Raw genomic sequence first — 23670 nt, 5'->3', positions numbered from 1 at the left:
TCTTATGCGCGTATTGTTAGCCGTCATTCTGGGCCTGTGCTTGGCCCTTCCTGCCGCCGCCAAGGAGTGTCCTGATGGATACTACAACTGCGGTGGCGACCTATGCTGCCCGAAGTAAGGGGGTCGCCATGAAACTGAAGCTTTTGCTTTGGCCGCTCGGGTTATTCCTGACCGGTGTGCTGGTGGCTTTCGCAACCACCCTATTTCTAACAGTGACCTTCGAGGATGTGCTCTACCAGAAAAAGCGTATCCACGCGGGCCAGTTGAACCAGCCTTGGCCGGGTAAGGCCTATGCCTATTACAAACCCACCCGCCAATTCGTCCCCACGCCGTTATGTTCGAAGGAGCTAACCGAGGTGTCTGTCTCCAAGCTTTCTGAGACTCTAGAGGCGCATAACAAACTGGGCCTTCAATTCGCCGAGGCGATGGCCTTCGTCATGGGCAGCGTCGGCATGAAGGGCGACGGTGGGTTTGAGGTGAAGGCCGTGTCGCTGGTGATGCCGCTCGAGAAGCAATTCTCCACCACCAGCCAAACCGCCTATCTTGAGTATTGTATTCAGGACGTGGTGGATATGGCGGCCGACCCCGACTTTCTGGTGCTCATGGTCGAGAATGCTTATTTTGCCAAGAACGAGACCACTGGTCAGCACGAGGGCAAGATGGTGGCGTTCAATCCTAAGCCGATTACCTTTACCTTTTGCGATCCCGCCACCAATGCGGTGGAGTGCGATTTTGAAGAGCTGTCGGTGGACTATTTCGACGCGCGGTGGGTGACACGGGTGAAATACGTTCTGAACCTGATCTCGATCTCCTAAAGCACCCGACCTGCAACCGCGTCGAGCTTGGATGCAATTTTCGCGTCTCGGGCGTCCGGCGCGGTGAGGATCGCATATTCCAGCGCGCGGTCGCAGCCATGGGGGCAGGGCGCGCGCTCTGATCCCAGCAGCGCGGGCAGCTTGGCCACCATGCCCCGTGCCTTGTCGGCATTGCCCATCAGTGTGGCGATAATCTGCGTGACGTCCACCTCGCCATGGTCGGGGTGCCAGCTGTCGTAATCGGTGATCATGGCGACGGAGGCGTAGCACAGCTCCGCCTCGCGGGCCAGTTTGGCCTCGGGCATGTTGGTCATGCCGATCACGTCCGCGCCCCAGCTATCGCGGTACATTTTGCTTTCGGCCAGTGTCGAGAATTGCGGGCCTTCCATCGCCAGATAGGTGCCGCCGTTGTGGACATTGATGCCGGTGTCTTTGGCTGCCTCCAGACAGGCCGCGCCCAAGCGCGGGCAGGTCGGATGCGCGACCGAGACATGGGCGACGCAGCCCGTGCCGAAGAAGGACTTTTCGCGGGCAAAGGTGCGGTCGATGAACTGGTCGACGATGACGAAATCACCCGGCGCCATTTCCTCGCGAAACGAGCCGCAGGCGGAGACGGAGATCACATCCGTCACGCCGATACGTTTCAAGGCGTCGATATTGGCGCGGTAAGGAACCGTGGTCGGCGAATGCACATGGCCGCGCCCGTGGCGGGGCAGGAACGCCATTTTGACGCCGTACAGGGTGCCGGTCAGGATCGCGTCAGACGGCGCGCCCCATGGGGTTTCCACGGTTTGCCATTCAGCGCCGTCAAGCCCGTCGATCTCGTAGAGGCCGGAGCCGCCGATCACACCGATCATCGTATCTGCCATTTTGGTGTCCTTCATTCGTGAAATGCATCATTTGGCGGCATATTGGCGGAAGGTTAACCGGATGGAAATGCACCGGACCGCACTTCACGCAAGTGTTGGGGCAACTAATCCGTGCATTCCGCGACTGTGTGCGCTAACAGGCCCGCAACTCAAAGACATATGTGACCTGAACAAGAGGCAGCAGCGTGACCAACAAGCTGATGGCGTCCCTCGCCAACAATCCGATTTTGAACGAACTGAGCCTTGCGCCCTCCGGCCCGATGGGGGCTGCGCGCTGGCGTATCGAAATTTTGTCCGGCCTGACCGTGGCGCTGGCCTTGGTGCCGGAAGCCGTGGCCTTTGCCTTCGTCGCGGGGGTTCACCCGCTGGTGGGGCTCTATGCGGCCTTCATCGTGGGCCTGATCACGGCGTGTATCGGCGGGCGTCCGGGGATGATCTCCGGTGCGACGGGTGCTTTGGCCGTGGTCATGGTCGCTTTGGTGGCAGCGCACGGGGTCGAGTACCTGTTTGCCACGGTGATCCTCATGGGCCTGATGCAGATCGCGGCGGGCATCTTCAAGCTGGGCAAGTTCATCCGGCTGGTGCCGCATCCGGTGATGCTGGGCTTCGTGAACGGCCTCGCGATCGTTATTTTCCTCGCGCAAATGAGCCAGTTTCAGGTGCCCGGCACCGCCACGAGCGGCGGTCACGGCATTGCAAGCGGCCAATGGATGACGGGGTGGCCTCTGGCTATCATGCTCGGGCTGACGGTGCTGACCATGGCTATTATCTGGGCGACGCCCAAGGTGACCTCGCTGATCCCTGCGCCGCTTGCGGGCATTGGTATCGTGGCGTTGCTGGTCATCGGCTTCGGTATCGACGTCCCTCGGGTCGGTGATCTGGCCTCCATCAAGGGCGGCTTGCCGCCGTTCCACATCCCGTTCAGCTTCGGCGGTGAAGGTGGCACGGGCCTCTATGGCGACATGCTGGCGCCGTTCAACCTGAAGACCCTGTGGATCATCTTCCCTTACGCCCTGATCCTTGCGGCCATCGGTCTGATCGAAAGCCTGCTGACGCTGAACCTTGTGGGCGAGATCGTCAACAAACGCGGTGGTGCATCTCAGGAATGCGTGGCTCAAGGCGTGGCCAACACCGTGACCGGCTTCTTCGGCGGCATGGGCGGTTGCGCGATGATCGGGCAATCCATGATCAACGTGAAATCCGGCGGTCGCACCCGTGCAGCGGGTATCGCGGCGGCGCTGTTCCTGCTGGCGTTTATTCTGGTGGCCTCGCCGCTGATCGAGCAGATCCCGCTGGCCGCCTTGGTTGGCGTGATGTTCATGGTCGTGATCGGCACCTTCGCGTGGAACTCGTTCAACATCATGCGCAAGGTGCCACGTCTGGACGCCTTCGTGATCGTCTTGGTGACCATCACGACCGTGATGTATGACCTCGCCATCGCGGTGGTTGTGGGCGTGATCGTCTCGGCGCTGGCCTATGCGTGGCAGAACGCCCGCCGCATCCATGCCGAGACCGAAATCATGGATGACGGCACGAAGGTTTATAAGGTCGAAGGCCCGTTGTTCTTCGGCTCTGCCGAGGGTTTCTCCGAGCTGTTCACCCCGAAGGATGACCCCGACGAAGTCATCATCGACTTCGCACGCAGCCGTGTCGCGGACCAATCTGCGTTGCAAGCTATCGAGGCGGTTGCTGGCAAATACGAGACCGAGGGCAAGTCTGTGCACCTGCGCCACCTCAGCCGCGACTGCCACGAGTTGCTGACCAAGGCTGGCCAGTTGATGATCGACAGTGACGACGACCCTGATTACGAGATTGCTGTGAACTACTCGGTCAAAACCGGTGTCATGGCGGGCGGGCATTAGGCAACGCACGCTGACGTAGCGAAAGATTAACGGGGGGCGGCTAGAACCTGCCCCTCGACGTCGAACATAGCTCGTGGAATTCAGGGCCTCTGTTATGGGGCAATCTGCATGACGCATGCGTTTAAGATGCAGGGGGTAACGCCCCTGTCTGGCTCACCCCGCGACAGGCGGCGCCGCCATTTATGTATCCAGCGACCCGATTTGAGGGCGCTTTTTCCCAGATAGAGATGCCTCACCACCCCGCGCCGCATTCCGGCGGCTCGGGGCTTTTGGCGTGGCTACTCACCACGTTATTCGCCAGGGCGGGTCAGGCTGAACACGTCTTTGACATGGGTGTAATCCTTGTATCCCAGTCGTGCCAAAGGCTGGAAGGTGGTCACGTCGAACACGCCGTCCACGATGCAATCGTCGCGCATATGCACGCCGATGACTTCCCCGAACACGGCGAAATTCGCCTCGCCCGGAAGCTGCACGATTTGCGTCAGCTTGCATTCCAGATTGGCGGGGGCATTCACCACGCGCGAGCAGGCGATGGTGTCACAGTCGACCCGCTCGATCCCTGCCTTGGCGAACTCGTCCACCTCTTTGTCCCAAGGGCCGGATGTCACATTCATCACATCGCGCGCCGCGTATTCCACCACGTTGACGCAGAACACGCCCGTGTCACGGATGTTGGCGACGCTGTCCTTGGTGCCGTCGCGGTCCGGCTTGGCGGAGGTGGAGGCGAACATGACCTGAGGCGGCACATACGCCACCGCGTTGAAAAACGAATAGGGCGCAAGGTTCTCCGAGCCGTCAGACCCACGGGTGGAAATCCAACCAATAGGGCGCGGCGTCACAATCGCGTTGAACGGGTTATGGGGCAGCCCGTGGCCGTCTTCGGGGCGGTAGAACATCGGGGGCGTCTCCTTCTTGGTTGCCCAAGGGGTAGCGCCATGTAGACTGCACCGAAAGGGTAAAAACGGGCAGGGCAATTGGAACTCAGGGTCGAGACTCCGCAAGACTGGTGGGCAGTCGAGGCGCTTTACGATCTGTCGTTTGCGCCCGGACGTACCGCGCTGTCGTCCTACCGTTTGCGTGACGGGGTCGATCCGGTGCCGGACCTGTCCTTGGTGGCAAGCGACGAGGCGGGCATCATCGGTGGCGCGATCCGCTATTGGCCGATCCGTGTGGGCGCGCATGACGCGCTGCTTCTGGGACCGGTCGCCGTTCACCCGACCCGTCAGGGCGAGGGGCTTGGCGGGGCCTTGGTGCGCGACAGTCTGGCCCGCGCCGAGGCGCTTGGCTGGAAACGGGTGCTGCTGGTGGGCGACGCGCCATATTATGGGAAATTCGGCTTTCAAAAGCTCAACGGGATTGAAATGCCGCCGCCTACCAACCCTGACCGCGTGCTGGGTCTTTGGGACTGGAGCGGGGTCAGGGGGCAGGTGACCTCCTTGAAAAAATAGCCAACTGGCAGCATTTAACACATATGAACCAGTCAATTTTACCCCCGACCAAACCTGCCGTTCCCCCTTTGGAGGTGCAGATAAAGGCGCTCGCTGTTCGTTATCGCAATGCACGAGGGGTGGGGCTCAAGGTGTTGGGCGCGCTTGGCGCGCAGGCGGACGGGTTGCTGGACAAGCTTCCGGCACCCGCACGTGACGGCTTGGACGGTGCCACACTCAAGGCGCTTGAGTTCAGTTTCGAGGCCGCCGCGAAGACCCGCGCGACTGTACCGGATTCCGGTCAGTGGATGACCCGTGCCCTGACTATGGGGACGGGCGCGGCGGGCGGTTTTGGTGGCCTGCCGTCTGCGTTGGCAGAATTGCCGGTCACAACCACGGTGATCCTACGGGCAATCCAGACCATTTCGGAAGAGCACGGGTTCGACCCGTCTCATCCGGACACACGGGCGGAATGTTTGCAGGTCTTCGCCTCCGCCGGTCCGTTGGCCGAGGATGACAGCACTGATCTCAGTTTTTTGACGTTAAGGGTTAGCGTCACTGGCGCGACACTTCATACGCTGATCAAGCAGATAGCCCCCAAACTGGCCGTAGTGCTGGGCCAAAAGCTGGCGGCGCAGATGGTGCCGGTTCTGGGTGCGGTGACAGGTGCTGCAATCAACTACAGCTTCACCAGCTATTATCAGGAAATGGCGCATGTGAGCTTTGGCCTTCGTAAGCTGGCAGAGGAAACCGGATCTGACCGCGCGGCTTTGGTCGAGCTGTTCAGGCAAGAAATTTCCGGCGGCGAGGTGCCGCGTTAACCATATCGTAATGCCAAGGCTGTTATCTGCTCTGGCAACAGGCTGACAGTCGTTCAGAACAAATGCCTAAGGCACGCGTATGTAACCAGTTTCCTTCCAGTAGGTTTTCCCTTCTACTGTTGCGGCCTGCCTCTTGGATAGCTCTGGGTGGCAGGTCGCCGCAGATCAGGCCTTCCCGTTACGCCCCGTCAACCAATCCATGACCGCCGTGCGTACAGATTGTGCGCCAGACGCCCTCGCCGCATCAATAACCTGCTTGGCCTCCCCCAGATCACAGCGACGCAGCAGGCTTTTGACCGGCCCGATCGAGGCGGGACGCATGGACAGCGACCGCATGCCGATGGCGGCAAAGCACAGCGCCTCGACAGGGCGGCCCGCGTCCTCTCCACAGAAACTCATTGGGGTGTTGGTCTCTTTGCAGCGTTCGGAAATCTGTTCCAGAAAGGTCAGGAAGCTGACATTCAGCGTGTCATAACGTTTGCGCACGCGCTCGTTCTCGCGGTCGGCGGCGAAGAAGAATTGTTTCAGGTCGTTGCCGCCAATAGAGATAAAATCAGCCATCTCGAAGAACTGCTTCGGCGCAAACGCCAGTGACGGGGTCTCCAGCATGGCACCAATTTTCACGTCCGATGGTAAGGCGTGGCCCAGCTTTTTTTCGCGCTCCAGCTCATCCAGAAGGTGTTGCCGTGCTTCGCGGAATTCATCGAATTGAGCGACAAAGGGGAACATCACGGACAAGGGGCGCCCATTAGCCGCGCGGATCAGGGCTTGCAGCTGCATCCGCATCACGCCCTTCTTGTCCAGACCAACACGGATCGCCCGCCAGCCCATCGCCGGGTTCGGCTCCTCGGTGGGTTTCATGTAGGGCAGCACCTTGTCGGACCCGATGTCGAGCGTGCGGAAGACCACCTGTTTGCCTTTGGCCGCATCCATAACAGAGCCGTAAATCGAGGCCAGCTCCGAGCGGCGCGGCACCCGTGCACGGGTCAGAAATTGAAGCTCGGTTCGGAACAGGCCAACGCCTTCTGCACCAGAGCTGACCAGCGACGGTAGGTCCGCCATCAAACCCGCATTCATGTGCAGTGAAACCGTATGGCCATCCAGCGTTGTGGCGGGTTTTTCGCGGATCGACGCATAGCGTTGCTGCGCCTGCGTTTGCATAGCAATTTTGTCGCGAAATGCGGTGGCCACGGTGTCTTCAGGGCGCAGATGGACCACACCCTGATCGCCATCCACCAAGATGTGGTCGCCGTTCAGGGCCTCGGTCAGGATGCGCTTGGCGTTAATCACCAACGGAATAGCCCATGCGCGCGCGACGATCGCCGCGTGTGAGCCGACCGAGCCTTCTTCAAGCACGATGCCCTTCAGCTTCTTGCCGTAGTCTAGCAATTCGCCCGGTCCGATGTTCTTAGCCACAAGAATGGGGTTTTCGGGCATCTCGGCACCCGTGTCGCTGCCTTGGCCGGTCAACAAACGTAGCAGGCGGTTGGATAGGTCGTCGAGGTCATGCAGCCGGTCCCGCAGATAGGCGTCGGGCACGCTTTCCATACGGGCGCGGGTGGAGGATTGCTCTTTCTCGACGGCGGCTTCGGCGGATAGGCCCAGCCCTACGTTTTCTTGCATCCGCCGCACCCAGGAACGGGAATTGGCGAACATGCGGTAGGCTTCAAGAACTTTGACCTGCTCTTTATCGGTATTCTTGCTCATAGCGCCCAGCATCTCGTCTACCGAGCCGCGCAAGGTTTCCATGGCATCTTCGAGCCGTTTTAATTCCACATGGGGGTCGTCTGCGATCGGATTGGTCACGACAACGCGGGGCTCGTGCAAATAGACATGGCCCTCCGCCGCGCCTTCTTGGGCGGTGCCACCGCGGAATAGCGCTTGTTGGGTGTGACGCGCGCCCATCGCGGCGCCTTCGCCCTGAAACGCGCCAAGTTCGGTCATTTCGGCCAGCACCATCGCCACGACTTCCAGCGCGTAAACTTCATCCTCGGTGTAGCCGCGCGCGTCTTTGGATTGAACAACCAGAACGCCCAGCGTCTCGCCAAGCCTTTGGATCGGCAGGCCAAGGAACGATGAAAAAATCTCCTCCCCCGTCTCCGGCATAAACCTGAACCCTTTGGCGGATGGGGCGTCGGGCGTATTTACTGGCGTCTTGGTGCGGGCAACGCGTCCCACTAGACCTTCGCCAATGCGCATCCGCGTTTGGTGGACGGCCTCTTTGTTCAAACCTTCCGTGGCGCAGAGTTCAAGGGTGTCTGCGTCACGGAACAGATAGATCGAGCACACATCAGTGCCCATGGATCCCGCGATGATGCTGGTGATCCGGTCAAGCCTTTCCTGCCCTGCGCCTTCCTCGGCGAGGGTATCGCGCAAGCGGCCTAGCAGCTTGCGGCTTTCACTTTCATATCTCTCGGGCAAATTCGTCGCCCTCCCTGGTGGTCTCAGTATTTGCTATACGGGGTTTTGGTGGGGAAGTGGAGAGGAGAGAACTGCGCCGAGGCGGGAAAATCGCCTATGTCCAGCTGGCAATTGGGATGGCGCTCTTATTGAGTAAATAAGTCTCATTCAGGCTCCAAATCGTGCAAAAACCAATCAGATTGTCGCCAAAGCCAGCAAGCCAAAAGCAAACGCCCGCGGCACGGCGCGGGCGTAACAAATCATGACCTATTCAGGCGCGTTTCTGCGTCGTTAGGCAGCCTTGTCCAGATCAAAGGCGTCATGGAGGGCTTGAACGGCCAGCTCCATGTATTTGCGGTCGATCAGCACCGAGATTTTGATCTCCGAGGTGGTGATAACCTTGATATTCACGCCTTCGGCCTGAAGGGCGGCGAACATCTTGGCGGCCACGCCCGCATGGCTGCGCATGCCAATGCCCACCACCGAGACTTTGGCCACATCCGTGTCGGCCACCAGATCGTGGTAGTTAATAGAACCCGATGCTTTGGCTTCCGCCATCGCGTGCTCTGCACGGGGCACTTCGTTGACGGGGCACGAGAAGGTCATGTCGGTGCGACCCTCTTCAGAGATGTTCTGCACGATCATGTCCACATTCACACCTGCCTCGGACAAAGGCCCGAATATGGCGGCCGCGATGCCCGGACGGTCAGCGACCGAGATAAGGGTCATTTTGGCTTCGTCTCTCACGAAGGCCACGCCTGCGACTACGTTGCTTTCCACGATATCCTCCTCGGCACACACAAGCGTGCCCGCGTTGTCGTCCATTTCTTCAAAGCTTGATAGAACCCGCAGCTTCACGCCAAAGCGCATGGCCAGTTCGACCGAGCGGGTTTGCAGCACTTTGGCGCCCAGCGACGCCAGCTCCAGCATTTCCTCATAGGCGATGCGGTCCAGCTTGCGGGCCTTGTCCTCGATGCGCGGGTCGGTGGTGTAGACCCCGTCTACGTCGGTATAAATATCGCAGCGCTCCGCATCGAAGGCAGCGGCAAACGCCACGGCTGTTGTGTCGGACCCGCCACGACCCAGCGTGGTGATGCGGCCCTCGTGGCTGATGCCTTGGAAGCCCGCGACCACGGCAACTTTCATGCCTTCGGCGAACTTTGCGTCCAGATTGGCGGTCGGAATTTCCTCGATACGGGCGGAGCCATGGGCGTCCGTCGTCATCAACGGCACCTGCCAGCCCTGCCAGCTGCGCGCAGGCACGTCCATCTGCTGCAAGGTCAGCGCCATCAGGCCAGCGGTCACGTTCTCGCCGGACGAGACAATCGCGTCGTATTCGCGGGCGTCATACAGCGGCGAGACATCCTCGACCCAGCCGACCAACTCATTGGTCTTGCCGGACATAGCCGACACGATGACGATCACTTCGTAGCCTTTGGCCACCTCGACGCCCACGCGCTTTGCAGCGCGGCGGATGCGGTCCGGATTGGCGACGGACGTGCCGCCAAATTTCATTACCAGTCTTGGCATGGTGTTTGCCCTTTGTCGTATCGTGCTGCGTCTTATGACGCAGCGACACGAAGGGCAAGGGGGACGGGGTCAGTAAGGCATCGCCTCGCCGTTCCACATCTCGAAACAGCCGGTGGTTTTCGGCCCAAGCGCGTCGAAGCGCTGGATCAGGCCGGTGGCGGATTGGTCGACCGTGATCGCGGCGGTTTTCCCGCCCATATCGGTCTGTACCCAGCCGGGGTGGTAGATGCCCACGGCCACGTTAGGGGCAAGCTCCTTGGCCAGATTGCGCCCGAGGTTCAGCGCCGCCGCCTTGGAGGCGCGGTAGACGAACGCATTGCCACCCGCCCGCTTGCTGGACCCCATCTGTGACGAGATGATCGCAACTTTGCCGCCCGCCGCGCGCAGGTTCGGCAAAAGCGCCTCGATGGTCAGGAACACGCCGGTCACATTGGCGGCGAAAGTGTCGGCCCAGACGTCTGCGCCGTATCCTGCGCCAAGCTCGTGGCCTTTGTCCAAGTAGACGCCCGCGTTGCAGACCAGCAGATCAAGTGGCTGACCGTTCAGCCGGCCCGCCATCGCAGAGACCGACGCGGGGTCCGTGACATCCAGTTGCAGCCAACCGTTCGATGCGGCCCCACGGGTTGTGCCGGTAACATCGTCACCACGCGCTGCGTAGCCGTCAAATAGCGCGCGCCCGATGCCCCGGTTCGCGCCTGTGATCAGAACTTTCATGGTGGCGATCCTTTAGTTGTTCTTGCGGCTTGGGCCGAACGGCAATGGCACCACGGGAACCCCGTCTTCAACCAGTGCCTTGGCGTCTTCGATCTTGGCCTCGCCATAGATCGAGCGCTCCGGTGCTGTGCCGTCATGCATGGCGCGGGCTTCCTTGGCGAAATTGGTGCCGACATGTTCGGAGTTGGCCTCCACCTTGGCGCGCAACTCCTTCAACGCCTGCTCGGCAGGGGAGGCGGGGGCGGAGAGCGGTTTGTCTTCCGATGTGCGCACGCGCGGTGCCATGATGGATTTCTTGACCTCCTGCGTGCCGCAGACCGCGCAGGTGATCATGCCCGACGACAACAGCTTGTCGAACGCGTCTGCCGACTGAAACCAGCTGTCGAAGCTATGGTCTTTGGCACAGGTAAGGGCGTAGCGGATCATCGGGGTTTGTGGTCCTTATTGCGTCCTATAAATCTAAGCACGCGCGGGACGAAGGCAAGCCTCAATCGGGTTAGGCCTTCAACAGGGACGCGTCGAAATTTTTGATAATCTTGCGCAATTCCGGCTCGCGCACGCGGGCGGCGGCCTTTTTTATGCTGAACCACTTGCGGGTGCGTTCCTTGCTTTCAGGCCAGACCTTATGGGTTTTCTGCACCTTCAGCGGGAACACCGAGACCGCGCAGGGCAGGTCATCGGACTTGTCCATGACCTTGGTGTAGGAATAGAGGCCCAGACAGATGTTGTAAGCCTTACCCTCGACGCCCGCTTCCTCGAAAGCCTCGATGGCGGCGGCCTGGGCGGGGGACTGGTCTTCCATCGGCCAGCCCTTGGGAATGATCCAGCGCCGTGAATTGCGTGACGTCACCAAAAGCACCTGCGTCTCATCGCCCTGCACGCGGAAACACAGTGCCCCGAACTGGGTGCGCACGTCCCGCTTTTGGGACCCCTCCATCCGGAGGGCGGGGTGTTTCATTTTGATCAGCGACATGCTCTGCTCCGACGGCGCGATTACACGCCCTTTTCCCTAAGTTAGCCCGCAAATGTGGATAATTAAAGAGTCTTGCGCCGAAACGTCTGTTCCTTCAGCGCAGAGCCGCTAGGTATATGCCCCATGTTGACACACCCGCTTTTCATCGGCTCCGAGATTTATCGCGGCTCCTCCTATGGCAAGAAACACCCGCTTCGGGTGCCGCGCGTCTCGACCGTGATGGACCTCAGCCGCGCTTTGGGCTGGCTGCCGCCCGCGCAGTTCATCACCTCGCCCCGCGCCAAGCCCAAGGCGTTGGAACTCTGGCACAGCCCCGATTACATCGCCGCGTTGCAGGCGGCGGAGGAGGCGCAGCATGTCAGCGCGGAAACCCGTACCCGTCACCGCATCGGCACGCTGGACAATCCGGTCTTCCCCGAGATGTTCCGCCGTCCTGCCACCTCGGCCGGAGGTGCCATGTTGGCGGGGGAGTTACTGGCAGATGGCGGCGTGGTCTACAGCCCCGCAGGTGGCACGCATCACGGGTTTCCCGACCGTGCGGGGGGCTTTTGCTACCTCAACGATCCGGTGCTGGCGATGCTGTCCCTGCGCCGCCAAGGCGTCCGCCGCATCGCCTATGTGGATATCGATGCCCATCACCCCGACGGGGTGGAGCATGGTTTCGCAGGCGATCCCGACACTGTCATGGTGTCGGTGCATGAGGAAGGCCTCTGGCCCCGCACCGGCGCGGTGGAGGACACGGCAGGCGGCTCGGCCTTGAACCTGCCGGTGCCGAGGGGGCTGAACGATACCGAAATGGCGCTGATCCTCGACCGCCTGATCCTGCCCGTTGTGACCGCGCATCGGCCCGACGCCGTAGTGCTGCAATGCGGGGCGGATGCGGTGGAGGAAGACCCGCTATCGCATCTGAGCCTGTCGAATAACGCGCATCTGCGCGTGCTGCGGGCGTTGCGACCGCTCGCACCGCGCCTGCTGGTGCTGGGCGGGGGTGGCTATAACCCGTGGAGCGTCGGGCGCTTGTGGACTTCTGTTTGGGGCGAGTTGGCGGGGCATGAAGCCCCCGACCGTCTACCACCCGAGGCCGAAGCAGTCCTGCGGGCGCTAAGTTTCGAGGGCAACCGCCATGGCCGCAATCCGCCGGAACATTGGTTCACCACCCTGACAGACGCCCCACATGAAGGCCCGATACAGGACGAGCTGCGCACGCGGCTGGATGTGCTGAGCGCGCGGTTGAAGGCGTCGTATTAACCGCCGCTAAACCTTCGGCGTCTTGCCTGCCATGACCTGCAAGAACCAGTCCGTGTCGATATTGCCGCCGCACAGGATCACCGCGCAGTCCTTGCCGGCCATGCGCTCTTTCTCCTGCAACAGCCCCGCCAGCGGGGCCGCGCCCGCGCCTTCGGCCAGATTGTGGGTGCAGGTGTAGTAGGCGCGGATCGCCTCGGCGACCTCGTCATCGCTGACGGTGATGATCCGCTCCGCCCCTTTGGAATAGATGTCGTAGGCCTCCTGCACCGGCAGGCGGACGGCCATGCCGTCGGCGAAAGTGTTGGCGCTGTCGGTCTCGACCATGCGGCCCGCCTCGACCGATAGCTTGGCGGTGGGGGCATTCTCTGACACCACGCCCACCACCTTGGTTTTCAGCCCCAAAGCATCGCGCGCCAGAATGGTGCCGCAGATGCCGGAGCCGCAGCCGATGGGGACATAGATCGTGTCCAGATCGGGTTGAGCGGACAGCAACTCGAAGGCGTAAGTCGCCACGCCGCGCACCAGTTCCTTGTGGAATGGCGGCACGATGAACAGGCCTTGTTCCTCGGCCACGCGGAAGGCTTCGGTCTTGGCCTCGTCGAAATCCTGCCCGTATTCGACCAGTTCCGCCCCGAAGGCCCGCATGGCGGCGTTCTTCTCGACCGAGTTGCCGTGGGGGACGTAGATCAGCGCCCGCAACCCCGCCGCAGTCGCCATCCGCGCCTGTCCCTGCCCGTGGTTGCCCTTGGTCGCCGTGCAGATGCCCGGCACGTCGGGATGCGTGCGGGTCAGCCAGTTCATAAATGTGATCGCCCCGCGCATCTTGAACGCGCCGGTGGGGCCATGGTTTTCGTGCTTCACCCAAGTGGGTGTGCCGGTGCGGGCGTTCAGCATGGGCCAGCTATGTTGCGCCGTGGCGGGCATGTGGCGGTAGACGAGGGCGCAGGCGTCCTCAAGCTCGGATTTGGTGAATGTCATCATAGGGGCCAGCCTAACGCGCTTATGCGCCGCTGCAAGAAGCATTTGGCCTTGCGCCTGCGCGCGCATTGCCCACAATCGGCGGCCATGATCCGTCGTGTTTTCATAGCCTTGGCGTTTTGCCTTACCGCGTTGCCCGCAGTGGCGGAAGACGTGGTGATCTTTGCCGCGTCCAGCCTGAAGACGGCGTTGGACGAGGTGACCGAAGGCCTGCCCGTGCGCATCTCCTACGGTGGCAGCGGACTGTTGGCGCGGCAGATTATTCTGGGCGCTCCTGCGGATATTTTCTTTTCGGCCAATGAAGTGTGGATGGACGCGGCGCAGGACGCGGGCGCGATCCGGCCCGAGAGCCGCGTGGAGTTGTTGTCCAACGCGTTGGTGATCGTCGGCCATAAGGTGGTGCCGTTCGAAGACCTGCTCGCAAGCGATGGCCGGGTCGCGACGGGGTTGATTGCCTCGGTGCCGGTGGGGATTTACGCGAAAGCTTATCTGGAACGCGCGGGCCACTGGGACGCCATGGCGCCGCGCATTGTCGAGACCGACAGCGCCCGCGCGGCGCTGGCTTTGGCGGCGCGTGGCGAGGTGCCGTTCGCGGTGGTTTACGCAAGTGATGCGGCTGCGGAGCCTGCGGTCCATGTGATCCACGTCTTGCCCGAATTGCCCGATCAGCCGATCCGCTACCCCGTGGCTTTGACAGCCAGCGCGGGGCCTGCGGCGGACGTGGTGATGGAGGTGCTGCAAAGCGATGCGGCGAGCGCTGATTACGCGGCGCATGGGTTTGGGCTGCCGTGATGCTGGGGCTGGGGCCAGAGGAATGGGCGGCGGTCTGGCTATCGTTGCGGGTGTCCATTGTGGCGACGCTGGCGATCCTGCCCTTGGCGATCTGGGTGGCGCATCTGCTGGCGCGGCGTGAGTTTGTGGGCAAGGGCGTGGTGAACGCGCTGGTGTTGCTGCCGCTGGTGTTGCCGCCCGTGGTCACCGGCTACCTGCTGCTTTTGACCTTCGGCACGCAAGGGGCGGTCGGCGGGTTCCTCAGCAATCTTGGCATCGTCTTCGCCTTCCGCTGGACGGGGGCGGCCTTGGCGGCGGCGATCATGGCGTTTCCGCTGATGGTGCGCGCGATCCGGCTTGGCTTCGAGGCGAGCGACCCGAAACTGGAACAAGCGGCCACGACGCTGGGCGCGTCACCATGGCGGGTGTTTCGGACGATCACTTTGCCCGCCGCGTTGCCGTCGGTCATCGCTGGCGCAGTTTTGGGGTTTGCCAAGGCCATGGGGGAGTTCGGGGCCACGATCACCTTCGTCGCTGCCATTCCGGGGCAGACGCAGACCATCCCCTCGGCCATTTACGCGTTCTTGCAGGTGCCCGGCGGCGAAAGCCAAGCGGGCAAACTGGTGTTGGTGTCGCTGGTCATCGCGCTGGGCGCGGTCGCTGTGTCCGAATGGGTTGCGCGTAAAGTGGCGGGGCGGCGGGTATGAGCGTTTCTGTCCAGATCACGCAGCGCCTTGGGGATTTCGCGCTGGATGCGTCGTTTGAGAGCGCAGGCGGGGTGACCGCGCTGTTCGGGCCGTCGGGCTGTGGCAAAACCTCGGTCATTAACGCGATTGCTGGGCTGAGCAAGCCTGACGCGGGGCATATTCGCCTCGGGGATCAGGTGCTGTTTGACAGCGAGACGGATGTTTTCGTGCCGCCACACAAGCGCCGGATCGGCTATGTATTCCAAGAGCCGCGCTTGTTCCCGCATATGAGCGTCGGACAAAATATCGGCTACGGGCGTCCAAACCAGCTGTATTCCACGCGGGGCGATGGGGGATTGGCCGTGCTGGGTATCGAGCACCTGTTGGAGCGGTATCCGCGTGACCTGTCAGGTGGTGAAGCGCAACGTGTGGCGATTGGGCGGGCGCTGACGAGCCAGCCCAAAGTGCTGTTGATGGACGAGCCGCTAGCGGCGCTGGACGATGCGCGAAAGGCGGAGTTCCTGCCGTATTTGCAAGCGCTTGTCGCCAAGACCAGCGTGCCGGTGTTTTATGTCAGCCACGCCATGTCGGAGGTGGCGCAATTGGCGGATCATCTGGTGGTGATGCGGGACGGGCGGGTGGCGCGGTCTGGTGAGCTGGCACAAATTTTGTCCGATCCGGCGGCAATCTCGGACATCGGGGTGCGCGAGGCGGGGGCCATTTTGAACGTCACCGTGGCGCAGGCCGACGCCAGCGACGGGTTGAGCGTTTTAGCAACCAGCGCGGGCCGCCTGTTTCTGCCAAGGGTGCAAGCCGAGGATGGACGGGCCATGCGGGTGCGTATTCGTGCCAGCGATGTGATTTTGTCGAAGGACAAGCCGGACGGCTTGTCGGCGCTAAACATCCTGCCTTGCACCGTGACGCAGTTGCATGAGGGGCAAGGACCGGGGGTGGCGGTTGCGTTGCGCTCGGGCGAGGATGCGTTGATGGCGCGGATCACCCGACGCTCTGCCAGAACGATGGGGCTGAAGGCGGGCTTGAGCTGCTATGCGGTGATCAAATCGGTCTCGGTCGCGCCATCGGATATGGGCGAACGCGGGGCGGGCTAGTTCTGTTGCGTAGAAGTCGTGCTGCGGCAATCCCCATATGGTGCGCCTTGTGCCAGAAGGTCGGTTTGCGGATAACGACCTGAGTTCTGTCAATGAGGCTTCATATGAACATTCCGCGCGTCTTTTGCATGACCCTTACGTCGCTTGCTCTGGCTGGTGCGGCCTGTGCCGAGGGAAGTCACTCTTTAGGGTGGGGAAGCTTGTTCAACAATGATGCTCTTGGCGACAACAAAGACCGTTGGCGCAGTGCATCGCTGGTGGTGTCGCATCTGCGTGGGGCGGAGTGGTTGGGGCACAGGCCGGAGCGTGTGGGCGCGTTGATCGAATACCGGTTCCGCACCGAGATGATTACACAAGCGAACGTGGCCAACCCGAGGGTGGCGGACCGGCGGTATGTGGGCGCTCTGTCCGTCGGTGCGCATACGCATTTCCAAAAAGGCGCAACAGAGATGAGCCTTGGGCTGGACCTGATATTTGTTGGCCCGCAAACCAAAGTGGACCAGCTTCAGGACGAACTGCATGGGGTGTTTGCATCGTCGGGTGTCAACGTGGACGGGTTTCAAGTGGCTAGCGCCGTTTACCCGACGGTGACATTCGAAGCGGGCCGCGCGTTCGAGCTTGGGACATCGGGGCAGGTGCGTCCCTTCGTAGAGGTTCAGGCAGGCGCCGAAACGCTCGCGCGTATCGGGACCGACATTACGTTCGGCGGATTCGGGAAAGGGGCGCTGCTGGTGCGCGACAGCACGACGGGGCTGCTTTACACGGGTATTCAGGGAGATCGCTCCACCGGTTTGTCGCTTTTGCTGGGTGGCGACGTCGCCTATGTGGCGGATAGCAGATATCTGGATACGCCGGGTATTGTGAAAAAGGACATGCGAGCGCGGGTTCGTGCAGGGCTGCATCAGCAGTTCCGGCGCGGGGCGCTATTTTACGGCGCGACCTATCTGAGCGAGGAATTTGAGGGCCAGCTGGAAGGCCAAGTTGTCGGCTCGCTGAGTGCCAGCTTCCAATTTTGATCTCGAAATCCCCCGGCGAAGCGAGTCCTTGGCGCAACAGGTGAGGTGCGCGTCTTAACGAGTTGTTAACGCACGCTATCCAGACGTTACGGTTCGTGGTAGGGCTTCAACAAAAGACGACCAAAAAAATAAAAATTGAGCAGGTAACGGACATGAAAACGGGCTTTACAGGCACGTATGTCCTCACGTCAGACCAAATTCAGCTGGATGGGGCCGCGGGTGGCCTTGGGCAGCTGCCGCAGGCCGGTCAGGTCTGGTCATGGCATGGGGACGCAGTGCGTCTAGACGGGGCGGATTCTCCTTTGCTCCTGACAGATGAGATAGGCCGCGAGGAATTTCGCCGCCGCGTCGTGCGTGTTGTGCAACGGAAATTCGACCTTCCCGAGGGCGAAGACATGCGCATCGGCGACAACACCCATTCCGGGCCCGAGGGCTATGTGCTGTCCGATGGCGAGATGCGGTTTACACTTGTGCCGATCCGCCCCTCCCGAACGGCAACTGTTTTGTGGTGGTGCGCGGACGGTGTGCCACTTGCGGGGCGGGACTATCGAGTGATCTCGGTTCCCGAGACGCCTACCGTACAACGTCGCTCCAGTGATTTTGGGGGTGATGTGATTTGCTTTACGGAAGGCACGCGCATCCGCACCCCTGACGGCGAGGAGCATGTCGAACACCTGAGCGTGGGCGATGTGGTGCAAACCAAAGACGATGGTCCGCAGGAAATCTTGTGGGTGGGCCGCCGCCGCATGTCGGGTGCGCGGCTATATGCGATGCCGGAGCTGCGCCCTGTGCGTCTGCGCGCTGCCGCACTGGATCAAGACGTGCCAGACGAGGACCTGCTGGTTTCCCCTCATCACCGGATTTTGTTCTCTGGCCCGAATGCGCAAGCGCTGTTCAATCAGTCGGAAGTACTGGTCGCGGCGTCGGATCTGATCAATGATACGACTGTATTCGTGGATCATTCCATCAAAGAGGTGACCTACGTCCACCTGCTGCTGTCGTGCCATCAAGTGCTGTGGGCCAACGGGGTCGCGACGGAAAGCTACCATCCGGCGAATACCACGCTGAAGACTGTTGATGCAGTACAGCGCGCCGGGTTGCTGGAACTGTTCCCCGAGTTGCGACGTGACCTGCACAGCTACGGCCCCTTTGCGCGGCGCAATCTGGACCGCTCCGAAGCTGCGATCCTGATGCACGACATGGTGTGAGCCCGTGGCCTTTGTGAAAGGCCATTGGCAGTTGCTTGCGCTGGTAGCGGTGATCTTCGCGCTTTGGTCAACGCCGATTATGGTTCCGTTGAAAATTGTGGTCGTGTTGCTGCACGAATTGTCCCACGGGTTGGCGGCGATGCTGACAGGTGGCTCGATCGAGCAAATCACCATCTCCCCGGAACAAGGTGGGCAGGCTTTGACCCGTGGAGGGTCTCGCTTCGCGACCTTGACCGCGGGCTATCTTGGCTCGCTGCTGCTTGGAATGGCGCTGCTTTTCGCGGCCTTGCGCAGCACCGCTGACCGCGCGGTCGTTGCGGGATTGGGACTGCTGTTGCTGTTGGTCTCGGCGCTGTACCTGCGCGACCTGTTTGCTTTGGCTTTCTGCGTCGGGTTGGCTGTGGTGCTATTGGCCGTGGCGCGTTGGCTGGATCACAGCGCCAATGATCTTGTTCTCAGGGTGATAGGGCTGACCTCGATGATCTACGTGCCGTTCGACATCTTCTCCGACACCATCGCGCGGTCGCATTTGCAGTCTGACGCGTGGATGATGGCCAACGAGTTCGGCGGGGCCACCGTGCTGTGGGGTGGGCTTTGGTTGGTAGTAAGCTTGTTGGCGATTGCCGCTAGCCTTCGGTATGGCTTGGGCGCGTCGAGCAATATCGTGTTCGACAAATCTACACCGCCGTCTGTCTAAAGAGGTTTCTGTTATGAAAACACTTCTTGCGCTCGCCCTTGCCTTGACCATCGCCAATGTAGGATGGGCCGCTACTCTGAGTTACGACGGCGTTACTGTCACGGTTCCGACCCCGCGTGGATATAAGGACGTGTCCGCGGCGAAGGGCGCGCCGGAAGATGTCGCCGTGTTTGAGACCCGTGCTGTGGAAGAATTGGAACGGGCCGGAGAATTCAATGACACGATTGTCGCCTATGTTGCGCGTGCAGACGCGCAGGCGGGCAGTGGGACTGAAGCCGAGTTTGACGAGATGTTCCGCCTGTTCTTTGGCAAAGCGCAGGCGCATGTCAAGGGACAGAGGTTTACGGTTCCCAAGCAGGCAAAGTCGGCCAGATGGGTTCAGGCGGTGTTCGGCTATTCCAGCGGCATGAAGAACGTACGTACGATCACGGCTACGGAGAATGGACCCAGATCGAAGGCTTTGCAGCTGGTGACGGGCCTGGTGATGCCCGGTGTCACGACTATTCCAGTGGTCGAAGAAATCTCGTTTGTGCTGGTTGGCGATGCGCTTGTGACGTTCCATACTGTTCGCGCTGATCTGGACGGACGAATGGGAAAACGGGTGCGCCAATCGAGTGCTCGTTTGCGTCGTGAAATTGCAAAGGCTGCGCGGTAGCGCGGGGCCTGTTGACTCTGCCCCGAAGCCCTCTATAAGCGCGGCTTCATTGGTGTTGGTGGCCCTCGCAAGAGGAACCCTGTCACTCCGGCAAAATCCGGGGGAAGGACAACGCCCTTCTGAAAATGCAAGAAGGAGATCAGACGGTGACTAAACGTACCTCTGCCAAATACAAAATTGACCGCCGGATGGGTGAAAACATCTGGGGTCGTCCAAAATCCCCAGTAAACCGTCGTGAATATGGCCCCGGTCAGCACGGTCAGCGCCGCAAGGGCAAACTGTCGGACTTCGGTCTGCAGCTGCGCGCCAAGCAGAAGCTGAAAGGCTATTACGGCGATCTGACCGAGAAACAGTTCAAGCGTACTTACGTTGAAGCTGCTCGTGTCAAAGGTGACACTGGTGAAAACCTGATCGGCCTGCTGGAGCGTCGTCTGGACGCCGTTGTGTACCGCGCCAAGTTCGTTCCAACCGTCTTTGCTGCACGCCAGTTCGTGAACCACGGCCATGTCACAGTGAACGGCAAGCGGGTTAACATCCCGTCTTACCGTGTCAAAGAAGGCGACGTTGTTGAAGTGCGCCAGAAGTCCAAGCAAATGGCGCTGGTTCTGGAAGCATCGCAACTGCCAGAGCGTGACGTTCCTGACTATCTTGACGTTGATCACTCCAAAATGGTTGCGACCTTCGTGCGCACACCGGGTCTTGGCGATGTGCCATACCCCGTCATGATGGAACCAAACCTCGTGATCGAATATTACGCGCAGAACTAAGGTTCTTTGCCTCTCAGCTACAAAGGCCGCCCCTCGGGGCGGTCTTTTTCGTTGGAGGTCGTGCGATGGCCTGCGATTGCGACGTCGAGAATCGCGGTAAAGCCAGTTGTGGCACGCTGCCTTCCGTTACGGCACTCCGCGCCAACTTGTCGCGCGACTAAGGTCTGGTATGGCCCTGACGGCAAGTCGAATTAGTCCCGTTTTGCGGGTGCTGCCACGTGTTGCTGCATTGCGGCAAGTTGATGGGCTGACAATAAATTTACCAAATTTACAGTTTTGATTTTAGATTTATGCCCCGGAAGACAAACAAATTTACAAAATTATCTTTCAATACCCGATGCTTGGCGGCAATTATCAAACTTGCGTGCTATAAGCTCGGGCGAGGGAGCGTTTTCTATATGTTAGAGCGCGGGGCTGGGATGCCCTTGCGTCATGCTCCTTACACAGATTTTGCGGAGGACCACTATGACGACCCCATCCAATCCAGACACGACCTATGCCCCGGATCCAGCCTTCGCCAAGGCCGCCCATGTGGACGCGGCGGGCTATGAGAAAATGTACGCAGCCTCCATGGCCGACCCTGACGCCTTCTGGGCAGAGCAGGGCAAGCGGCTGGACTGGATCAAGCCGTTCAGCCAAGTGTCGGACGTGGATTTCACCTTGGGCAATGTCCATATCAACTGGTTCGCCGATGGCACCCTGAACGTCGCCGCCAACTGCATCGACCGCCATTTGGCGACCCGCGGTGACCAGACCGCGATCATCTGGGAGCCGGATGATCCCACCAAGGAAGACGCCAAGCACATCACCTATAAGCAGCTGCACAAATCCGTGTGCAAAATGGCCAATGTGCTGGAAAGCCTTGGCGTGCGCAAAGGCGACCGCGTTGTCATTTATCTGCCAATGATCCCCGAAGCGGCCTACGCCATGCTGGCCTGCGCGCGCATCGGGGCGATCCACTCCATCGTGTTCGCAGGTTTCTCGCCTGACGCGTTGGGTGCGCGGATCAACGGCTGTGACGCCAAGGTGGTGATCACGGCGGATCACGCGCCACGGGGCGGGCGCTCCACACCGTTGAAATCAAACACCGACCAAGCATTGCTGCACTGCAAGGACAGCGTCAAATGTCTGGTGGTTAAGCGCACGGGCGCGCAGACCACATGGACGGACCATGACTACGACTACAACGAGATGGCGATGGAGGCGGATGACAGCTGCCACCCCGCCGAGATGAGCGCCGAAGATCCGTTGTTCATCCTCTACACCTCCGGCTCGACCGGCCAGCCCAAGGGCGTGGTCCACACTTCCGGCGGCTATCTGGCATATGCGGCCATGACGCATGAGATCGTCTTCGACTACCATGATGGCGACGTGTTCTGGTGTACCGCGGATGTGGGCTGGGTTACCGGCCACAGCTACATCGTCTATGGCCCACTGGCCAATGGCGCGACGACGATCATGTTCGAGGGCGTGCCGACCTTCCCCGACGCAGGCCGGTTCTGGGACGTGTGCGAAAAGCACAAGGTAAACCAGTTCTACACCGCACCCACCGCGCTGCGCGCGTTGATGGGGCAGGGCGACAGCTTTGTCGAAGGACGCGATCTGAGCGATCTGAAAGTGCTGGGCACTGTGGGCGAGCCGATCAACCCTGAGGCGTGGACGTGGTATTACAACATCGTCGGCAAGGGCAAAGTGCCGATCGTGGACACATGGTGGCAGACTGAAACCGGCGGCCACCTGATGACCCCGCTGCCCGGTGCGACGAATTTGAAGCCGGGATCGGCGCAGCAGCCGTTCTTCGGGATCAAGCCGCTGGTTCTGGACCCGCAATCTGCCGAGGTGATCGAAGGCAATGACGTGGACGGCGTGCTGGTTATCGCCAACTCGTGGCCCGGCCAGATGCGTACCGTTTGGGGCGATCATGAGCGGTTCGAGAAGACCTATTTCAGCGACTACCCCGGCTACTACTTCACCGGTGACGGCTGCAAGCGCGATGCGGATGGGGACTACTGGATTACGGGGCGCGTGGATGACGTGATCAACGTGTCCGGTCACCGTATGGGGACGGCCGAAGTCGAAAGCGCGCTTGTGGCACATGCCCAAGTCGCCGAGGCCGCAGTTGTGGGCTACCCGCATGACATCAAAGGCCAAGGCATCTACGCCTATGTCACCTTGATGAACGATGTGGAGCCGACCGAGGAGCTGCGCAAGGAGCTGGAGAAATGGGTTCGCACCGAGATTGGCCCGATTGCCAAACCGGACCTTATCCAATGGTCGCCGGGCCTGCCGAAAACGCGCTCCGGCAAGATCATGCGCCGTATCCTGCGCAAGATTGCCGAGGATGATTTTGGCGCTTTGGGCGACACCTCCACGCTGGCGGAACCTGCGGTGGTCGATGACTTGATCGCCAACCGCATGAACCGGAAGGACGCGTGATGGATGGGTCCAACATTTCCGATGCGGCACCTGTTCTGATCCTGCTTGGACCTCCGGGTGCGGGTAAGGGCACGCAGGCGCGTAAACTGGAAGAGGACTTCGGCCTTGTACAGCTGTCGACGGGTGATTTGCTGCGCGCCGCAGTTGCCGCTGGCACCGAGGCGGGCAAGCAAGCGAAGGCGGTGATGGAATCCGGTGGGCTGGTCAGCGACGAGATCGTGCTGGCGATCCTCAAGGATCGCTTGGCGGAGTCTGACTGCGCCAAGGGCGTGATCCTCGACGGCTTCCCGCGCACCACGGTGCAGGCGGAGGCGTTGGATGATCTGCTGAAGGCGTCAAGCCAACGTATCAACGCGGCTATTTCGCTGGATGTGGATGATGCGGAGATGGTCACGCGTATTGCGGGCCGCTTCACCTGCAAGGGGTGTGGCGAAGGCTATCACGATACCTTCAAAGCCCCTGTTGTGGCCGACACCTGTGACAAGTGCGGCAGCACGCAGATGGTGCGCCGCGCGGATGACAATGCGGAAACGGTCGCCTCGCGTCTAGAGGCTTACCACGCGCAAACCGCGCCGTTGATTGACTATTATGACGGCAAGGGCGCTTTGGTGCGGGTGGATGCCATGGGTGACATTGACGCCATCGCGTCGGACCTTGGGGCCATCGTGAGCCGCGTGTCGGCCTAAGC

At 60.9% G+C, this 23670-nt stretch carries 23 protein-coding genes; 15 read left to right on the top strand and 8 right to left on the bottom strand.

Features of this window, described 5'->3' with window-relative positions:
• The first annotated feature begins 128 nt into the window (after positions 1-128).
• Positions 129-815, top strand: coding sequence for a hypothetical protein (locus BCF46_RS04055; RefSeq protein ID WP_121021937.1), 687 nt, complete (start codon positions 129-131; stop codon positions 813-815).
• Here the strand turns inward: BCF46_RS04055 and BCF46_RS04050 are convergent.
• Positions 812-1684, bottom strand: coding sequence for an S-methyl-5'-thioadenosine phosphorylase (locus tag BCF46_RS04050; protein WP_121022294.1), 873 nt, complete (start codon positions 1682-1684; stop codon positions 812-814). The two genes, BCF46_RS04055 and BCF46_RS04050, sit on opposite strands and share 4 nt — an antisense overlap.
• Before the next feature lie 260 nt (positions 1685-1944).
• Here BCF46_RS04050 and BCF46_RS04045 point away from each other — a divergent pair, with 260 nt between their 5' ends.
• Positions 1945-3546 (top strand): SulP family inorganic anion transporter, encoded by a 1602-nt coding sequence (locus tag BCF46_RS04045; protein ID WP_425454407.1) that lies wholly within the window; start codon positions 1945-1947, stop codon positions 3544-3546.
• A gap of 290 nt (positions 3547-3836) precedes the next feature.
• Here BCF46_RS04045 and BCF46_RS04040 read toward each other — a convergent pair whose 3' ends face one another.
• Positions 3837-4442 (bottom strand): flavin reductase family protein, encoded by a 606-nt coding sequence (locus tag BCF46_RS04040; protein WP_121021935.1) that lies wholly within the window; start codon positions 4440-4442, stop codon positions 3837-3839.
• Positions 4443-4520: 78 nt separating this feature from the next.
• Between BCF46_RS04040 and BCF46_RS04035 the strand changes: the two genes are divergently transcribed.
• Both BCF46_RS04035 and BCF46_RS04030 read left to right on the top strand, forming a co-directional pair.
• The gene (locus BCF46_RS04035) at positions 4521-4994 is read left to right on the top strand and encodes a GNAT family N-acetyltransferase (RefSeq protein WP_121021933.1); all 474 of its coding nucleotides are present in this window, start codon (positions 4521-4523) and stop codon (positions 4992-4994) included.
• A 23-nt stretch (positions 4995-5017) separates the two neighbouring features.
• On the top strand, positions 5018-5794 hold the full coding sequence (locus BCF46_RS04030) for an EcsC family protein (RefSeq protein ID WP_121021931.1): 777 nt from the start codon (positions 5018-5020) through the stop codon (positions 5792-5794).
• A gap of 165 nt (positions 5795-5959) precedes the next feature.
• Here the strand turns inward: BCF46_RS04030 and ptsP are convergent, their stop codons facing one another.
• The 5 genes from ptsP to BCF46_RS04005 form a co-directional block, all read right to left on the bottom strand.
• Positions 5960-8215, bottom strand: a complete 2256-nt coding sequence (gene ptsP / locus BCF46_RS04025; RefSeq protein WP_121021929.1) for a phosphoenolpyruvate--protein phosphotransferase — start codon at positions 8213-8215, stop codon at positions 5960-5962.
• Between the two features lie 270 nt (positions 8216-8485).
• Positions 8486-9724, bottom strand: a complete 1239-nt coding sequence (locus BCF46_RS04020; protein ID WP_121021926.1) for an aspartate kinase — start codon at positions 9722-9724, stop codon at positions 8486-8488.
• 69 nt (positions 9725-9793) lie between these two features.
• Positions 9794-10438 carry an SDR family NAD(P)-dependent oxidoreductase gene (locus BCF46_RS04015; RefSeq protein ID WP_121021924.1) on the bottom strand — a complete coding sequence of 215 codons (645 nt, stop codon included), beginning with the start codon at positions 10436-10438 and terminating at the stop codon, positions 9794-9796.
• 12 nt (positions 10439-10450) lie between these two features.
• Complete coding sequence (locus BCF46_RS04010; RefSeq protein ID WP_121021922.1) at positions 10451-10864, bottom strand: DUF1178 family protein; 414 nt, start codon at positions 10862-10864, stop codon at positions 10451-10453.
• A gap of 70 nt (positions 10865-10934) precedes the next feature.
• Positions 10935-11411 carry an NUDIX hydrolase gene (locus BCF46_RS04005; protein WP_245989767.1) on the bottom strand — a complete coding sequence of 159 codons (477 nt, stop codon included), beginning with the start codon at positions 11409-11411 and terminating at the stop codon, positions 10935-10937.
• A 123-nt stretch (positions 11412-11534) separates the two neighbouring features.
• Here BCF46_RS04005 and BCF46_RS04000 point away from each other — a divergent pair, with 123 nt between their 5' ends.
• Entirely contained in the window at positions 11535-12659 is a 1125-nt protein-coding gene (locus BCF46_RS04000; protein ID WP_121021920.1) for an acetoin utilization protein AcuC, read from the top strand.
• 6 nt (positions 12660-12665) lie between these two features.
• Here BCF46_RS04000 and BCF46_RS03995 read toward each other — a convergent pair whose 3' ends face one another.
• Positions 12666-13640: a threonine dehydratase gene (locus BCF46_RS03995; protein WP_121021918.1), complete on the bottom strand. Its 975-nt coding sequence runs from the start codon at positions 13638-13640 to the stop codon at positions 12666-12668.
• 84 nt (positions 13641-13724) lie between these two features.
• Between BCF46_RS03995 and modA the strand changes: the two genes are divergently transcribed.
• From modA to BCF46_RS03945, 10 genes are all read left to right on the top strand, one after another.
• A complete protein-coding gene (gene modA, locus BCF46_RS03990; RefSeq protein ID WP_245989764.1) occupies positions 13725-14429 on the top strand; it encodes a molybdate ABC transporter substrate-binding protein in 705 nt (234 codons plus the stop codon).
• Positions 14429-15115 (top strand): molybdate ABC transporter permease subunit, encoded by a 687-nt coding sequence (modB, locus tag BCF46_RS03985; protein WP_121021916.1) that lies wholly within the window; start codon positions 14429-14431, stop codon positions 15113-15115. Before modA ends, modB begins: the two co-directional genes overlap by 1 nt.
• On the top strand, positions 15112-16203 hold the full coding sequence (modC, locus tag BCF46_RS03980) for a molybdenum ABC transporter ATP-binding protein (RefSeq protein ID WP_121021914.1): 1092 nt from the start codon (positions 15112-15114) through the stop codon (positions 16201-16203). Before modB ends, modC begins: the two co-directional genes overlap by 4 nt.
• A 104-nt stretch (positions 16204-16307) precedes the next feature.
• Entirely contained in the window at positions 16308-17219 is a 912-nt protein-coding gene (locus BCF46_RS03975) for a lipid A-modifier LpxR family protein (RefSeq protein WP_170157857.1), read from the top strand.
• Positions 17220-17371: 152 nt separating this feature from the next.
• Positions 17372-18427, top strand: coding sequence for a Hint domain-containing protein (locus tag BCF46_RS03970; protein WP_121021910.1), 1056 nt, complete (start codon positions 17372-17374; stop codon positions 18425-18427).
• Positions 18428-18431: 4 nt separating this feature from the next.
• Positions 18432-19124, top strand: a complete 693-nt coding sequence (locus tag BCF46_RS03965; protein ID WP_121021908.1) for a M50 family metallopeptidase — start codon at positions 18432-18434, stop codon at positions 19122-19124.
• 13 nt (positions 19125-19137) lie between these two features.
• Positions 19138-19779, top strand: a complete 642-nt coding sequence (locus tag BCF46_RS03960) for a hypothetical protein (RefSeq protein WP_121021906.1) — start codon at positions 19138-19140, stop codon at positions 19777-19779.
• Positions 19780-19925: 146 nt separating this feature from the next.
• Positions 19926-20546, top strand: coding sequence for a 30S ribosomal protein S4 (gene rpsD, locus BCF46_RS03955; RefSeq protein WP_121022286.1), 621 nt, complete (start codon positions 19926-19928; stop codon positions 20544-20546).
• Positions 20547-21011: 465 nt separating this feature from the next.
• A complete protein-coding gene (gene acs, locus BCF46_RS03950) occupies positions 21012-22982 on the top strand; it encodes an acetate--CoA ligase (protein ID WP_121021904.1) in 1971 nt (656 codons plus the stop codon).
• On the top strand, positions 22982-23668 hold the full coding sequence (locus BCF46_RS03945) for an adenylate kinase (RefSeq protein ID WP_121021902.1): 687 nt from the start codon (positions 22982-22984) through the stop codon (positions 23666-23668). Before acs ends, BCF46_RS03945 begins: the two co-directional genes overlap by 1 nt.
• Positions 23669-23670: the final 2 nt, after the last annotated feature.

It is taken from the genome of Litoreibacter meonggei, assembly GCF_003663885.1.
In the GTDB taxonomy this organism is placed as follows: Bacteria; Pseudomonadota; Alphaproteobacteria; order Rhodobacterales; family Rhodobacteraceae; genus Litoreibacter; species Litoreibacter meonggei.
This window is presented reverse-complemented; position numbering and strand designations above follow the sequence as displayed.

Bases quoted from the DNA above. Each gene is read 5' to 3' on its own strand.
- BCF46_RS04055 (WP_121021937.1), top strand. From the start codon at position 129: ATGAAACTGAAGCTTTTGCTTTGGCCGCTCGGGTTATTCCTGACCGGT.
- BCF46_RS04050 (WP_121022294.1), bottom strand. From the start codon at position 1,684: ATGGCAGATACGATGATCGGTGTGATCGGCGGCTCCGGCCTCTACGAG.
- BCF46_RS04045 (WP_425454407.1), top strand. From the start codon at position 1,945: ATGGGGGCTGCGCGCTGGCGTATCGAAATTTTGTCCGGCCTGACCGTG.
- BCF46_RS04040 (WP_121021935.1), bottom strand. From the start codon at position 4,442: ATGTTCTACCGCCCCGAAGACGGCCACGGGCTGCCCCATAACCCGTTC.
- BCF46_RS04030 (WP_121021931.1), top strand. From the start codon at position 5,018: ATGAACCAGTCAATTTTACCCCCGACCAAACCTGCCGTTCCCCCTTTG.
- BCF46_RS04020 (WP_121021926.1), bottom strand. From the start codon at position 9,724: ATGCCAAGACTGGTAATGAAATTTGGCGGCACGTCCGTCGCCAATCCG.
- BCF46_RS04015 (WP_121021924.1), bottom strand. From the start codon at position 10,438: ATGAAAGTTCTGATCACAGGCGCGAACCGGGGCATCGGGCGCGCGCTA.
- BCF46_RS04010 (WP_121021922.1), bottom strand. From the start codon at position 10,864: ATGATCCGCTACGCCCTTACCTGTGCCAAAGACCATAGCTTCGACAGC.
- BCF46_RS04005 (WP_245989767.1), bottom strand. From the start codon at position 11,411: ATGTCGCTGATCAAAATGAAACACCCCGCCCTCCGGATGGAGGGGTCC.
- BCF46_RS04000 (WP_121021920.1), top strand. From the start codon at position 11,535: ATGTTGACACACCCGCTTTTCATCGGCTCCGAGATTTATCGCGGCTCC.
- BCF46_RS03995 (WP_121021918.1), bottom strand. From the start codon at position 13,640: ATGATGACATTCACCAAATCCGAGCTTGAGGACGCCTGCGCCCTCGTC.
- modA (WP_245989764.1), top strand. From the start codon at position 13,725: ATGATCCGTCGTGTTTTCATAGCCTTGGCGTTTTGCCTTACCGCGTTG.
- modB (WP_121021916.1), top strand. From the start codon at position 14,429: ATGCTGGGGCTGGGGCCAGAGGAATGGGCGGCGGTCTGGCTATCGTTG.
- modC (WP_121021914.1), top strand. From the start codon at position 15,112: ATGAGCGTTTCTGTCCAGATCACGCAGCGCCTTGGGGATTTCGCGCTG.
- BCF46_RS03975 (WP_170157857.1), top strand. From the start codon at position 16,308: ATGAACATTCCGCGCGTCTTTTGCATGACCCTTACGTCGCTTGCTCTG.
- BCF46_RS03970 (WP_121021910.1), top strand. From the start codon at position 17,372: ATGAAAACGGGCTTTACAGGCACGTATGTCCTCACGTCAGACCAAATT.
- BCF46_RS03960 (WP_121021906.1), top strand. From the start codon at position 19,138: ATGAAAACACTTCTTGCGCTCGCCCTTGCCTTGACCATCGCCAATGTA.
- acs (WP_121021904.1), top strand. From the start codon at position 21,012: ATGACGACCCCATCCAATCCAGACACGACCTATGCCCCGGATCCAGCC.
- BCF46_RS03945 (WP_121021902.1), top strand. From the start codon at position 22,982: ATGGATGGGTCCAACATTTCCGATGCGGCACCTGTTCTGATCCTGCTT.